Here is a 12,588-nt window from a genome sequence, read left to right as displayed (position 1 = left end):
CGTTGTTGTCGAGTTTGTCGGCGCCGACGCCGGAGAAGGATGGCGTGAAGGACACCCGTACTCCGGCGCTACGGCGGGCGGACGGGTTTTGCGAATTGTTGCGCCGGTATGAGCGGGCGGGGTTGGGTCCGATCGAGGGCGGGGTGAAACCACACATCACGGTCACCGCATCGGCGAAAGACATGACGGACCTTAAAGTTCTGAAAGACCTGTTGTCGTCCACCGAGGAGCTGGGATTTGCGTGGACGGATTGGGTGGGTCCGATCAGTATCGACACTGCCCGGATGCTGGCGTGCGACTGCACCGTGACGCGGATCTTGTTGGATGAGAACGGTGTTCCGCTCGTCTGCGGTAAGGAAGCGAGAACGGCGACGGTTCCGCAGCGGCGGGCGTTGGCGGTTCGGGATGGTGGGTGTGCATTTCCGGGGTGTGGGACGCCGTCGGGGTGGTGCGATGCCCATCATATTGTTCACTGGGGTGATGGTGGCCCAACGGATCTCGACAACCTGATCTTGTTGTGCGGTCATCACCACCGGACGGTGCATCACACGGAGTGGCGGGTGGAGATCGGCCCGGATCGGAAGTCGGTGTTCTATCCGCCGATGTCGGTTGATCCGTATCAGCAGCCGATCGGCGGGAACAGCCCACCGACAGCAGCCTGAAGTGAAATAACTCGAGACGCGAGCACCGGGCACAACCATGCCCCGGTGCTCGCTCAATCCAGGATTTAGTCAAGACAACGTGATGTCGGCAATCAGGCCGTGGTGATCGGATCCCTTGATCTCGATCCGTTCCAAGGATGTCGCCACGGCGCCTTTGGTGATTATGTGGTCGATACCGACCACCGCCGGATACCACTTGTCGGTCGGGTACGTCGGGATCAGGCCGGAACCCAATTGATCGGCGGCGCTGGTGTATCCGTTGCTGAGGAGATTCCGGAACTGTTTGTTCGAGTACGACGCATTGAAATCGCCGCTGACTATCACATTGTCCGTCCCGGCGGCTTCGTCCATGTAAGACCCAAGCTTCTGCTGCTCGGCCGCCCACACCGAAGCCGGCGAGATGTATGCCGGTGCCGGATGCACGGCGAACAATGTGGCTGGCTGCGCCAAGCCGACATTCAGCTCTGCGGACAGTGTTTCGGGTGAGAACCCGTCGAGGCTACGTGGATTGGAGAGAGGAAAGCGACTGTAGATTCCGGCCCCGCCACCGCCGTCGGCGTAGGGGATCAGGAACTGGTGGCTCAGAACCTCTTCAAGCCCGGCGGCTTCGAGCGCTTCGACTTCCTGGTGCGTCAACTCCTGGACCGTCACCACGTCGACGTTGCGTTCGCGGACCATCGCCACAAGCGACTCCGGATCCGCTGCACCGACCATCAAGTTGGCCTGCATCAACCGAATCGATGGACCATTCGCAGACGTCGACTCCCCAGTTCCGACGATGTACAGCGGGCTCACAGACCATCCGAACAGTGCAAGGACGACAAGGGATGCGGCGCATACGATCCACTGAAGCCCGATACCCGAGACGACGGCACCGATCAGCGGAGCAATCATCAACAAGGGTGCCACTGACGCCAGAACGATCACGATGTTGTGATCGACGTCCAGCTGAGTTGCGATCAAGGCAACCAAACCCGTCACGATTCCGGCCACACCAACCACGGCCGAAAGGCGGCGAAGAACCAGTCGACGAGGGGTCACGGTATCGGGTTGCATGACATCCATCGAAGCAGAAAGGCGCCGTAGCTCCGGGGAAGCGCAGGTGGAGTCGGTGCGCCCTATTGTTTGCGCCCTATTGTTGCGGATACGGCAGATGGCTGCTGCTGTTCTGACTGACGGAGATCGAGCGGCCGAGTTGGGGGAAGGCGCGTTGAGAGCACGCCGGTCTGTCACAGACTTTGCACCCCGCGCCGATCGGCACGATGGTCGCGGGGTCGTCCGTCTGGATTCCGTGGGAGTAGACCATGCGATCGGCGTAGCCGATGTCGCAACCGAGTCCGACGGCGAAGTTCCGCTCGGGGGCGAGGTACCCGAGCCCGCCGCTGTGGGTAGTGCGCGCCACCCAGAGGTATGTCCGGCCGTCGGGCATCTTCGCGACCTGGGTGAGGATGCGCCCTGGGCTCGCGAACGCCTCGTGGATGACCCACAGCGGGCAACTGCCGCCGACTCTGGAGAAGTGAAAAGCGGTAGCGGACTGTCTCTTCGAGATGTTTCCGGCGCGATCGGTTCTGACGAAGAAGAAGGGAATGCCGCGCTGGCCGTGCCGTTGGAGTGTGGACAACCGGTGGCAGACGGTCTCGAAGCCGACCTCGAACTTGAGGCTCAGCAGATCGATGTCGTATCGCAAGGCCTCAGCGGATTCCAGGAATTGGGTGTACGGCAGTAGTAGCGCGCCGGCGAAGTAGTGCGCGAGTCCGATGCGGGCGAGAGCTGCGGATTCGGCACTCAATGATTCATCCTCGGCGACAAGAGAATCGATCACGTCGGCTTGGGTGAAGAAGGCCAACTGCATCGCGATCTGGAACGCGCGTTGCCCTGCCGACAGACGACGGGCGAGGGTGAGTACCGACTTGTCCGGATCGTAGAAACGCTTGGGGCCGAGCTTGTCTGGTTCGTCGGTACGGATCGTCACGGTGACGCCGTGCTGATCGCGAAGTAGTCGTGCCAGTTGCAAATCCACTGCGCCAACGGACAATCCGTTGTCCACGAACATCTGCTCGGCAGCGTCGTCCAGAACGGCGATGTGATTCTTTCGGTCGTAGAAGAAGTCCCGAACCTCCTCGTAGGGCATGGGTACGAGCGACACATCAGATGCGGCCTCGCCGGACAATTGCGTCGAGAACTGGTCCAACTGCTCGGTTGCGGCGTGCAAACGACGGTGCAACATCACGAGGGTGCGTCCGACCGCGGGCATTCGGGCCACCAATTCGTCTACCTCTGCCAGCGATACCTCCCCGGATTCCGAGGTTTCGGCCAAGGCGTGATGAACGTCAGCCACGAGGCGTGCGTCGGAATCGGAGGCGAAGAATTGCACGTCGAGATCGAACTCGGCGTTGAGCTTGAGAAGGACGGGGACCGTCAGCGGTCGTTGATCGTTCTCTAGTTGATTGACATAGCTGGGGGAGAGTTCGAGTGCCTTCGCCAGTGCGGACTGTGACAGGTTTCGTTCTTCCCGCAGCCGTCGCAGCCGCGCTCCCGCGTACATCTTCTTCATCGAATCTCCTCGGTGCCGATCGCGTTCACCCTACCGAGGAGCCATTCGCAACATTCGCAACATTGCAGGATCGTTATTGCACAAATAGGCAGTTGCGAGGTCCTATCCCGAGGTTAATGAGCTGCGTAGCGTGCAAATAGATACCGAAGCACGTGAGAAGAGGATCGATGAAGACGCATCTCGTACGCACCCACCGCTCTGCCGAAGAGTTCCCCAAGGAAGACCACCTCGCGTGGAAGATCGCGGAAGTTGCGACGGATTCCGTCGAGGTCACCGACGCCACGTCCGACATGATCGTCAACCGGATCATCGACAACGCGGCAGTTGCCGCAGCTTCCCTGGTCCGTCGACCCGTGGTGAATGCGCGTGCACAGGCGCAGTCACATCCGTACACGCCCGGGTCCACCGTGTTCGGTATCTCGGGTACTTTCTCGCCGGAGTGGGCCGCCTGGGCGAACGGCGTCGCGGTTCGCGAACTCGACTTCCACGACACGTTCCTCGCCGCCGAGTACTCGCACCCCGGTGACAACATCCCGCCGATCCTCGCCGTCGCTCAGCACACCGGCCGTGACGGTAAGGACCTGATTCGTGGTCTCGCAACCGGCTACGAGATTCAGATCGACCTGGTTCGGGCTATCTGTCTGCACGAGCACAAGATCGACCACGTCGCACACCTCGGCCCTTCGGCCGCGGCAGGTATCGGAACCTTGCTCGGCCTGGGCACCGAGACGGTCTACCAGGCAATCGGTCAGGCGCTGCACCTCACGACGGCTACACGGCAGTCCCGCAAGGGCGAGATCTCCAGCTGGAAGGCCTACGCGCCGGCGCTGGCCGGCAAGGTTGCCGTCGAGGCAGTCGACCGTGCGATGCGCGGTGAAGGTGCGCCGTCACCGATCTGGGAAGGCGAAGACGGCGTGATCGCCTGGCTGCTCGGTGGCCCGGACAAGGAGTACCACGTTCCGCTTCCGGGTTCTGGTGAGGCGAAGCGCGCCATCCTCGACTCGTACACGAAGGAACACTCCGCGGAGTACCAGAGCCAGGCGCCGATCGACCTCGCACGCCGGATGCGTTCTCGCGTCGGCGATCTCGACCAGATCGCCTCGATCGTCTTGCATGCCAGTCACCACACCCACGTCGTCATCGGCACCGGTTCCGGCGATCCGCAGAAGTTCGACCCCACCGCATCACGCGAAACTCTCGATCACTCGGTGATGTACATCTTTGCCGTTGCGCTGCAGGACGGTACGTGGCACCACGAGCATTCCTACGCGCCAGAGCGTGCACAGCGCCCCGACACGATCGAGCTGTGGAACAAGATCTCCACGCGCGAAGATCCCGAATGGACACGCCGTTACCACTCGACGGATCCGGACGAGAAGGCTTTCGGTGCTCGCGCCGAGATCACCTTGAAGAGCGGCGAGGTCATCGTCGACGAGCTTGCGGTGGCTGATGCGCACCCGCTCGGCGCACGTCCGTTCGCTCGCGATCAGTACGTCGCGAAGTTCCGCACCCTCGCCGAGGGCGTCATCGAGCCGAGCGAACAGGACCGCTTCCTCGACGCGGCGCAGCGCACCGCCGAATTGAAGGCAGGCGAACTGGATCAGCTGACCTTCACCGTTTCCGAAGACGTTCTCGCTCGGGCTCCCAAGGTCGCCAAGGGACTCTTCTGATGACGGGCCTCATTGCCGCATCGACGTCTGTAGCCGACAAGCGGATTGCCTTCCGGGCCGGGCTGACGTCCGGAAAGATTCAACGACTCCCCGGTGCGATCAATCCGTTGACAGCCAAGCTCATTCAGGAAATCGGGTTCGAAGGTGTCTACGTTTCGGGTGGTGCGTATTCCGCCGGATTGGCGCTTCCCGACATCGGGCTGACCACGTTGACCGAGGTCGCCGCCCACAGCAAGCAGATCGCGCGGGTCACCGACCTCCCGACGCTCATCGACGCCGACACCGGTTTCGGTGAACCCATGAGCGCTGCCCGCACGGTCACGATCTTCGAGGACGACGGTATAGCCGGCCTGCACCTCGAGGATCAGATCAACCCCAAGCGCTGTGGGCACCTCGACGGCAAAGCGATCGTGCCCACCGAAGACATGGTTCGCCGAGTTCGTGCTGCAGTCTCGGCACGTCGCGACCCGAACTTCGTCATCTGCGCGCGCACCGATGCTGCCGGAATCGACGGTATCGACGCAGCGACCGAGCGAGCAAAGGCCTACGCAGATGCCGGTGCCGATCTGATCTTCACCGAAGCTCTTGCCACCGAAGGAGACTTCGAGAAGTTCCGCGCAGCAGTCGACACTCCGTTGCTCGCCAACATGACCGAGTTCGGGAAGTCGAATCTCATTTCGGCGAAGACGTTGGAAGAGATCGGTTTCAACGCCGTCATCTACCCCGTGACCACTCTTCGGTTGGCGATGTTCGCCATCGAAAAGGGCCTGCGCGAGATTTTTGCGGAGGGCACGCAAGAAGGGCTGCTCGGTGAGATGCAGCATCGCAGCAGGTTGTACGAGATTCTCGAGTACGAGCGCTACAACGAATTCGACAGTGGCATTTTCAATTTCAGCTTGGAGGGGAGTAGGACATGACCGAACAGATTCCGACGATCTACAAGGGCTTGGCCGGAGTTGTCGTCGATACGACGGCTATCTCCAAGGTAGTGCCCGAGACGAATTCGTTGACGTATCGCGGTTACGCAGTGCAGGACCTTGCCGCGAACTGCAGCTTCGAAGAAGTTGCGCACCTGCTGTGGTACGGCGAACTGCCGACTCCCGAGCAGCTCGAATTACTCTGCCTGCGTGAGCGTGCGGCTCGCCGTGCCGATCGATCACTGCTCTCGCTCCTGACCAAGATGCCGGACAACTGCCACCCCATGGATGTGGTCCGTACGGCGATCAGCTACCTCGGCGCCGAGGATCCGGCGGAGGACGACAACTCCGAGAAGGCCAATCTAGCCAAGGCACTGCGGATGACGGCTGTGCTGCCGACCATCGTCGCAGCCGATTTCCGCCGCCGGCGCGGCCAGGATCCCATCGCGCCGCAGTCGGACCTGGGTTTCGCCGAAAACTTCTTGAACATGTGCTTCGGTGCTGTTCCGGAGCCGGCGATCGTGAAGGCCTTCGAGGTCTCGCTGATCCTGTATGCGGAGCACTCCTTCAACGCCTCGACGTTTGCCGCTCGTGTTGTGACGTCCACACTTTCGGACATCTACAGCGCAGTGACGGCTGCGATCGGCACGCTCAAGGGCCCGTTGCACGGCGGCGCAAACGAAGCTGTCATGCACGACATGCTCGAGATCGACGACCCCGACCGCGCAGAAGCCTGGATGTCGGAGAAATTGGCTGCCAAAGAGAAGGTCATGGGCTTCGGGCACCGTGTCTACAAGAACGGTGATTCGCGTGTTCCGACCATGAAGCAGGCGCTCCTCGACGTAGCGGCAGCGACGGACGGCGAGAAGTGGGTGCAGATGTACGAGATCCTCGAGAAGACGATGGTCAGTGCCACCGGAATCAAGCCGAATCTCGATTTCCCCACGGGCCCTGCGTATTACCTCATGGGCTTCGACGTCGAGATGTTCACGCCGATCTTCGTGATGAGCCGCATCACCGGATGGACGGCGCACATCATCGAGCAGGGGCAGTCGAATGCACTGATCAGGCCGCTGAGTCAGTACTCCGGTGTGCCGCAGCGGACCGTTGTGGCATAACGCTTTCAACAATCGTGGCATGACACCCCACTAATGCTGCGTCGGCGAGGTTCGGTTCTGGCATCACCGTCTCCTGGCCTCGTCGACGCTTCTCCGTTCGCACTATCTGCAACTTCGCACCGAATATTCGCAAAGATACTCGAGTGCAATGTGTTTCGTTTGTTCCTTGCCGGTAATAGCGTCAGTGTCATGACTGAAACGCACGAAGACATCTCGATCATTCGTCATGGCGACACGCTTGACGTCGTGTTCAACCGGCCGGAAAAACACAACGCATTGACTCCTCAGATGTACGACGCCATTGCCGGAGCCTGCCGGAGCGCCGACTCCGACCGCGAGATCCGGTTACTCACTCTCCGCGGTGCTGGGGGAGAGGCGTTCTCGGCGGGTTCCGACATACGCCATTTTCAGACCTTCTCGAGTTTTCACGACGGGCTCGACTACGAAAGTCGGTTCGTCGGCGTGCTGACCGAACTCGAGAAAGTGCGGGTTCCCACGCTGGCGGTCATCGACGGTGTGTGCGCGGGAGCCGGGCTGTTGTTAGCGGCAGCGTGCGATGTGCGGATCGCGACGCACGGGTCCCGCTTCTGCCTCCCGATTGCGCGCACGCTCGGAAACTCGTTGTCGGTCCATTCCGTGGCGTTGCTGGCGGACAGGATCGGCAGTTCGCGTCTGATGTCGTTGGTCGCTCGGGCGGGGGTCATGTCGAGCGACGAGGCTCTGCGGAACGGCTTCCTCAGCGACTGTGCAACAGAGACAGAGTTCGCGAGCCTGACTGCCCAGGTATCGCGGGAACTCCTTGCGGCTGCCCCGATGACCGTGTGGACGATTCGAGAGTCCCTGCGCCGCATCAGGACCCGATCGATCACCGACAACGATGATCTGATGCGCATGATCTACAGCAGTGACGACTTCAAAGCCGGTGTCGACGGTTTCCTTCGCGGCGAGCGACCGGTTTGGGCCGGCGCGTAGCTCGGCTGTAGAACCAAAGGCTTGCGTTGGAGCGCGCTCTAACCCCTAGCGTTGCCCACCATGACAACAAAAACCTGGATCATCACTGGAGTTTCTCAGGGTTTCGGCCGCGAACTTGCAGTGTCCGCACTTCGAACCGGGGACGCGGTAGTCGCGGCAGTTCGTAGGCCCGAGTCCGTTGCAGATATCGCGTCGGAGCATCCGGATCGGTTCTCGGCGGTGACGTTCGACGTCCGCGACACCGCGGCGGCACCCAGCGTCGTCGAACATGCGCTCGAGCATTTCGGTCTTGTCGACGTGCTGGTCAACAATGCCGGTCGCGGGATGGTCGGCGCGGCGGAGATGGTGGACGATTCGACCTTGCGGGATCTCATGGAACTGCACCTGATCGGACCCGCCGCGTTGGTGCGCGCCGTCCTCCCTTCGATGCGAGCGCAGGGCAGCGGAACGATCGTGCAGATGAGCAGTCAAGGCGGCCGCATGTCGTTTCCCGGCGTCGGGGCGTATTCGGCGTCCAAATTCGCGATTGAAGGCTGGTCGGAGGCCCTTGCCGGTGAGGTCGGGCAGTTCGGCATCCGGGTCATGATCGTCGAGCCCAGCCGATTCCGTACAGCATTCAACACACCTGGCGTTCTGAGCTTCGCCGAATCATCCTCGGACTACCGTGATTTGCTCGATCCTGTTCTGCGGGACATGGCGGCGGCAGACGGTGTTCAGGAGGGTGATCCGGAGAAGGCAGCAGAGATCATCACCTCGCTGGTGCACAGCGAGAATATGCCACTGCGTCTGCCGCTGGGAAAGGAAGCCGTGGAGCGGATATCCGCGTCGTATCGGAAGAATCTGGCCGAGGTAGCAGTCTGGGCTGATCTGGCTCGCAGCGCCGATTTCGCGGATGCTGCCGGACCTGTCCGCCCGTTCTAGGCTGGGAGTCATGGCTACCGAAGACTTGATGCGCAAGGCACTCGAGGCACTTGGGGAAGTGGACGGGCCTATGTCGATCGAGGTGATCCATCGACTCGTCGATACAGGGGATGTTCAGGACCCGATGTCGATCGCCGAAGTGTCAGACCTTCTGGATGTTTCGGCGCATACCCTGCGCTACTACGAGAAGATCGGCTTGGTTGCGGTGGATCGTGATTCGAGCGGACATCGTGTGTACGGGCCGGAATCTATTCGCAGGCTGGTGTTTCTGACCCGCATGCGTATCTCGGGCATGGCGATTCGCGACCTGCAGCATTACGTCGAACTGGTCGACGCCGGTGAAGGGACAGTTCCGGAGAGGCTCGACATGCTGCTCGAGCACCGGGACACCGTTCGTCGGCAGATCAAGGAGCTCACGTTGTCTTTGGCTGCGACGGAGTACAAGATTGCGACGTACGGCGGGCGGACCGGAGAGCAGGATACTCAGCCGAGTGTCACCGGAAGCAGCCCTCGCGGGGTCTCCTGAGCGATCTGTTCCAGCGCAGACTCCAACGTCGGAAATTGATACTGGAAGCCGCTGTCCGCGAGCACCCCTGGTAAAATCCAGCGACTCTTCGTCACCAGTTCAGCCTCGGTGCGGATGATTCGTGCGCCGAACTCGAGCATCCAGCCCGGCGTCGGAAACCCGTATTGTCGGCCAAGTTTCGCTCGTACCATCCGCATCATGTCGGTGTTGGTTACCGGATACGGGGATGCGATATTGACCGGGCCTGAGATCTCCGGATGCTCGTAGATGTGGATGACCGAGCGAACGACATCGGCGATATGTATCCAACTGAACATTTGTCGTCCGTCGCCCATTCTTCCGCCGAAACCGATTCGGGCCAGGTTCACGAAGGGGTTGATTGCTCCGCCGCCGGCTCCGAGAACGATCGACATTCGTAACGCCACTTTGCGAACGGGGGTTGGGGCTGAGAACAATTCGCGCTCCCACGCCCGCGCGACCGCGACGGAGAATCCCTTACCCAGCTCTCCGTTCTTCTCGTCCATCGGTCGATCCCGCGCGTCTCGGTAGATCGTGCCGGTACTGGCATTCGCCCAGAGCGAGGGTGGCTGCGGTGTACGGGCCAGTGCGCGACCCAACAGTGCGGTCGTTTCCACGCGGGAGGAGAAGATTTCGTCTGCATTGCGCTTGTTGTATCGGCAGCTCACAGAGCGTCCGGCGAGGTTGACCAGCAGATCCGCGCCGCTGAGTACGTCGGCGACACCTTGCTCGTCGGACCAGGTGGCATCGCTCGTTCCTCCGCGGCCGATCGTCCGAATCTCGGCCCCGTTCGATTCGAGCGCTCGAAGGAGAGATTGCCCTATGTAACCCGACGCCCCACATACAACGACAGTCTTCATGATTTTTTGTTCCGCTCTGGAGAAACGACTTTGGTCATCAGGGCGGCGACGTCGCCGACCAGGCCGCGGGCCACTGGTAGCCGCGCGAGGGTGAGCGCTTTGGCGATGATCGGGACCAGGCCGTCGACCAGGGATCGGGTACGAGTTTGCCCCGGAGACGAGTCGGTGACCCAGTGCAGCGTCACGCCCAGGTAGCTGAGCCACAAGAGTGTGGGGAGCTGGGTCTCCAATGACGCCGGCGTCTTCTGCTTCGACGCCGCCAGTGCTTCGCGCATCAATTCGACGGCCATCGATCTCGCATCGCTCGACTCGGCCGAGAACGGGCTGGACGGCGATGCGGTTGGTAGGGCAACGTGCAGAAACGCGCCACCGAACCCGTGATATAGCCCCATGACATCGAGTCCGGTGTGCAGAACGATCGCGAGATTTTCCGCGAGTGAGCCACCCTGCCGCAGGAGTGGAAGCGCACGCTCTCGGTGATCACGTTGGATGACGAGATACAGCTCGTGAACCAGTTCGTCCTTGCTGGCGAAGTAGTAGTAGGCATTCCCGAGGGAGACCTCCGCTTCGGTCGCGATCTTGCGCATGGTCGTCGCTGCGAAGCCTTCGTCGCGGAAGAGCCGCAAAGCTGTTGCCACCAGCTTTTCCCTGGTTTCGATCCCGCGACTGCTCATGGGCTCCCTTCCTTTGAACGTGTTCAAGTTCAGCGTACGCCTTGAAGTTGAACACGTTCAAGAGTCGATCTGTTGCGAGGAATATAATAAGCGCGCATACTAAAATCATGATTGAACTTGCGCTCGGTTCGCCAGGTGGTCGGCGATGAACGCCTGGTTAGGGGTTGTCTCGGCCGAACATGTGCGTCGCGCAGTGGATCTTGGGATCGCGCAGATCGGGCACGGGAAGAGGTCCGGATTGGCGCGGATGAAGGCGGGCGATGTGCTTGTCTACTATTCGCCGGTCGAGTCCATTGGTGATCGAGATCCGTTGCGCGAGTTCACAGCCCTCGGTGTGATCGAAGAGGGTGAGATCTGGCAGGCGGACGAGGGGTGCTTCAAGCCGTTTCGGCGTCGAGTGCGATACGAGCCGTTCACGCCCGTTCCTCTCGGCGACGTACGGAGTCGATTGGCATTGACCTCGACACCGAACTGGGGGTATCAGCTCCGCCGAGGCTTGATTCCGTTGGATGGCAACGACGTCGAGATTCTGCGCTCGACAACGAGCTGACACACTGACGCTGTGGTGAAGAAACTGGAAACCGACTTCGAGGATGCTGGCGACAGTCCGGGTCTGATGTTGTGGCGTGTCACCAACGCGTGGCAGGCCTCGATTCGCGCGGCGCTGCGGCCTTTCGACCTGACTCACGTGCAGTTCGTTCTGCTCGCCGCACTGACGTGGCTGGACGCGGAAACGCCGATAACTCAACGCGATCTTGCCGAGTATGCGCGCACTGATCCGATGATGACGTCACAGGTGATACGGACCCTCGAATCCAAGAAATTGGTCGAACGACGTCCACACCCGACGGACGCTCGGGCACGCTCGGTGGTGGTGACCCAGGCGGGTGCGGCCCTGGCAGGCAAGGCAAATCGTGCGGTCGAAGCATCGGATCGGGAATTCTTTGCCGCTCTCGGGGATCGTCAGGCGGCCTTTGTTGCGATGCTCGGCGTGCTTGACTGAAAGTAGCAACCCTCAGTTTTCGAGGGATAACTCTAAAGTGGTCTGCAGCAGTGCATATTTGGCTTCCAGCCCGTCCAGCAGGGATTCCAGCGCGAGTTCGAAACTGGCACCGTCGATTTCCGTAGCACGCTCGCGCAACAGATGTGCTCGCGTGAGGTGCGGGTAACGCTCGGCGTAGATCGCCGGATCGTCCACGAATCCGCCGGAGAACGTCGCTGTCGCAGCGCCCATGACCACGTACTTGACGGAAGCGCCGATCAGCGTTGCCGTGCGCTGCGGCCATCCGGCGCGCACCAGCCCGCCGTGGATGGCGTTGGCGCGGTCAAGGGCGATGGGCCTGACGCTCGGACCGTAGGCCAAGTACGGAACGATATTGGGATGCTTACCCAGGGCAGCGTGGTAGGACCGCGCCCACGTGCGAAGCGCACCGCGCCAATCGTCAGAGTCGAAGCCGCTCACGTCGACGGACTCCATGATGACGTTCGCGACGTCGTCGAGTAGCTCGTCCTTGTTGGCGTAATGGCTGTACAGCGATGGTGCTTGCACGCCGAGAACGGTGGCGAGTTTGCGCATCGAGAAGTCGGTCAAACCGTGCTCGTCGACCAATTTCAGGGCGGTGTCCCTGATGATCGGCTTGCTCAGTAGTGGAATCCGCGGTCGCGCCATCGCACACCCTTTCGTGTGAAAGTACTG

At 61.2% G+C, this 12,588-nt stretch carries 14 protein-coding genes; 9 read left to right on the top strand and 5 right to left on the bottom strand.

Translation table 11 applies throughout. The features are described 5' to 3' along the window. On the top strand, nt 1-662 hold a 662-nt coding region (locus QMA15_RS24085), incomplete at its 5' end, for an HNH endonuclease signature motif containing protein (protein WP_290286952.1). Nucleotides 663-731: 69 nt separating this feature from the next. Here the strand turns inward: QMA15_RS24085 and QMA15_RS24080 are convergent. Together QMA15_RS24080 and QMA15_RS24075 are read right to left on the bottom strand one after the other, a co-directional pair. Then, nucleotides 732-1,727 carry an endonuclease/exonuclease/phosphatase family protein gene (locus QMA15_RS24080; protein ID WP_290286950.1) on the bottom strand — a complete coding sequence of 332 codons (996 nt, stop codon included), beginning with the start codon at nt 1,725-1,727 and terminating at the stop codon, nt 732-734. Nucleotides 1,728-1,794: 67 nt separating this feature from the next. Next, on the bottom strand, nt 1,795-3,216 hold the full coding sequence (locus tag QMA15_RS24075) for a short-chain fatty acyl-CoA regulator family protein (protein ID WP_020909101.1): 1,422 nt from the start codon (nt 3,214-3,216) through the stop codon (nt 1,795-1,797). 167 nt (nt 3,217-3,383) lie between these two features. Between QMA15_RS24075 and prpD the strand changes: the two genes are divergently transcribed. The 6 genes from prpD (at nt 3,384) to QMA15_RS24045 (ending at nt 9,340) form a co-directional block, all read left to right on the top strand. Further along, entirely contained in the window at nt 3,384-4,886 is a 1,503-nt protein-coding gene (gene prpD / locus QMA15_RS24070; protein ID WP_290286946.1) for a 2-methylcitrate dehydratase PrpD, read from the top strand. Beyond that, the gene (gene prpB / locus QMA15_RS24065) at nt 4,886-5,803 is read left to right on the top strand and encodes a methylisocitrate lyase (RefSeq protein ID WP_290286943.1); all 918 of its coding nucleotides are present in this window, start codon (nt 4,886-4,888) and stop codon (nt 5,801-5,803) included. Before prpD ends, prpB begins: the two co-directional genes overlap by 1 nt. Beyond that, nucleotides 5,800-6,921: a bifunctional 2-methylcitrate synthase/citrate synthase gene (locus QMA15_RS24060; protein ID WP_019745266.1), complete on the top strand. Its 1,122-nt coding sequence runs from the start codon at nt 5,800-5,802 to the stop codon at nt 6,919-6,921. Before prpB ends, QMA15_RS24060 begins: the two co-directional genes overlap by 4 nt. A 189-nt stretch (nt 6,922-7,110) precedes the next feature. After that, on the top strand, nt 7,111-7,893 hold the full coding sequence (locus QMA15_RS24055) for an enoyl-CoA hydratase (protein WP_290286941.1): 783 nt from the start codon (nt 7,111-7,113) through the stop codon (nt 7,891-7,893). A gap of 60 nt (nt 7,894-7,953) precedes the next feature. After that, complete coding sequence (locus QMA15_RS24050; protein ID WP_290286939.1) at nt 7,954-8,814, top strand: SDR family NAD(P)-dependent oxidoreductase; 861 nt, start codon at nt 7,954-7,956, stop codon at nt 8,812-8,814. 10 nt (nt 8,815-8,824) lie between these two features. After that, nucleotides 8,825-9,340 carry a MerR family transcriptional regulator gene (locus QMA15_RS24045; RefSeq protein WP_070795684.1) on the top strand — a complete coding sequence of 172 codons (516 nt, stop codon included), beginning with the start codon at nt 8,825-8,827 and terminating at the stop codon, nt 9,338-9,340. On the opposite strand, the gene QMA15_RS24040 is transcribed toward QMA15_RS24045, so the two are convergent. Together QMA15_RS24040 and QMA15_RS24035 are read right to left on the bottom strand one after the other, a co-directional pair. Continuing rightward, complete coding sequence (locus QMA15_RS24040; RefSeq protein ID WP_290286934.1) at nt 9,298-10,218, bottom strand: TIGR01777 family oxidoreductase; 921 nt, start codon at nt 10,216-10,218, stop codon at nt 9,298-9,300. The two genes, QMA15_RS24045 and QMA15_RS24040, sit on opposite strands and share 43 nt — an antisense overlap. Then, entirely contained in the window at nt 10,215-10,892 is a 678-nt protein-coding gene (locus QMA15_RS24035) for a TetR family transcriptional regulator (protein WP_290286932.1), read from the bottom strand. The genes QMA15_RS24040 and QMA15_RS24035 overlap by 4 nt, the downstream gene beginning before the upstream one ends. 145 nt (nt 10,893-11,037) lie before the next feature. On the opposite strand from QMA15_RS24035, the gene QMA15_RS24030 reads away from it, so the two are divergent. After that, a complete protein-coding gene (locus QMA15_RS24030; protein ID WP_019745260.1) occupies nt 11,038-11,442 on the top strand; it encodes an EVE domain-containing protein in 405 nt (134 codons plus the stop codon). 12 nt (nt 11,443-11,454) lie between these two features. Further along, nucleotides 11,455-11,895, top strand: coding sequence for a MarR family transcriptional regulator (locus QMA15_RS24025; protein ID WP_021332013.1), 441 nt, complete (start codon nt 11,455-11,457; stop codon nt 11,893-11,895). Between the two features lie 12 nt (nt 11,896-11,907). On the opposite strand, the gene QMA15_RS24020 is transcribed toward QMA15_RS24025, so the two are convergent. After that, nucleotides 11,908-12,561: a TetR/AcrR family transcriptional regulator C-terminal domain-containing protein gene (locus QMA15_RS24020; RefSeq protein ID WP_290286928.1), complete on the bottom strand. Its 654-nt coding sequence runs from the start codon at nt 12,559-12,561 to the stop codon at nt 11,908-11,910. Between the last annotated feature and the right edge of the window lie 27 nt (nt 12,562-12,588).

Source organism: Rhodococcus sp. APC 3903, from assembly GCF_030407755.1.
In the GTDB taxonomy this organism is placed as follows: Bacteria; Actinomycetota; Actinomycetes; order Mycobacteriales; family Mycobacteriaceae; genus Rhodococcus_F; species Rhodococcus_F erythropolis.
The sequence above is the reverse complement of the archived record's forward strand: the minus strand, read 5'-3'. Positions and strand labels throughout refer to the sequence as shown.

Excerpts from the sequence above, each read along its gene's own strand:
- QMA15_RS24040 (WP_290286934.1), bottom strand. The coding sequence starts at position 10,218 with ATGAAGACTGTCGTTGTATGTGGGGCGTCGGGTTACATAGGGCAATCT.
- QMA15_RS24035 (WP_290286932.1), bottom strand. The coding sequence starts at position 10,892 with ATGAGCAGTCGCGGGATCGAAACCAGGGAAAAGCTGGTGGCAACAGCT.
- QMA15_RS24075 (WP_020909101.1), bottom strand. The coding sequence starts at position 3,216 with ATGAAGAAGATGTACGCGGGAGCGCGGCTGCGACGGCTGCGGGAAGAA.
- prpD (WP_290286946.1), top strand. The coding sequence starts at position 3,384 with ATGAAGACGCATCTCGTACGCACCCACCGCTCTGCCGAAGAGTTCCCC.
- prpB (WP_290286943.1), top strand. The coding sequence starts at position 4,886 with ATGACGGGCCTCATTGCCGCATCGACGTCTGTAGCCGACAAGCGGATT.
- QMA15_RS24055 (WP_290286941.1), top strand. The coding sequence starts at position 7,111 with ATGACTGAAACGCACGAAGACATCTCGATCATTCGTCATGGCGACACG.
- QMA15_RS24060 (WP_019745266.1), top strand. The coding sequence starts at position 5,800 with ATGACCGAACAGATTCCGACGATCTACAAGGGCTTGGCCGGAGTTGTC.
- QMA15_RS24050 (WP_290286939.1), top strand. The coding sequence starts at position 7,954 with ATGACAACAAAAACCTGGATCATCACTGGAGTTTCTCAGGGTTTCGGC.
- QMA15_RS24080 (WP_290286950.1), bottom strand. The coding sequence starts at position 1,727 with ATGGATGTCATGCAACCCGATACCGTGACCCCTCGTCGACTGGTTCTT.
- QMA15_RS24020 (WP_290286928.1), bottom strand. The coding sequence starts at position 12,561 with ATGGCGCGACCGCGGATTCCACTACTGAGCAAGCCGATCATCAGGGAC.
- QMA15_RS24030 (WP_019745260.1), top strand. The coding sequence starts at position 11,038 with ATGAACGCCTGGTTAGGGGTTGTCTCGGCCGAACATGTGCGTCGCGCA.
- QMA15_RS24045 (WP_070795684.1), top strand. The coding sequence starts at position 8,825 with ATGGCTACCGAAGACTTGATGCGCAAGGCACTCGAGGCACTTGGGGAA.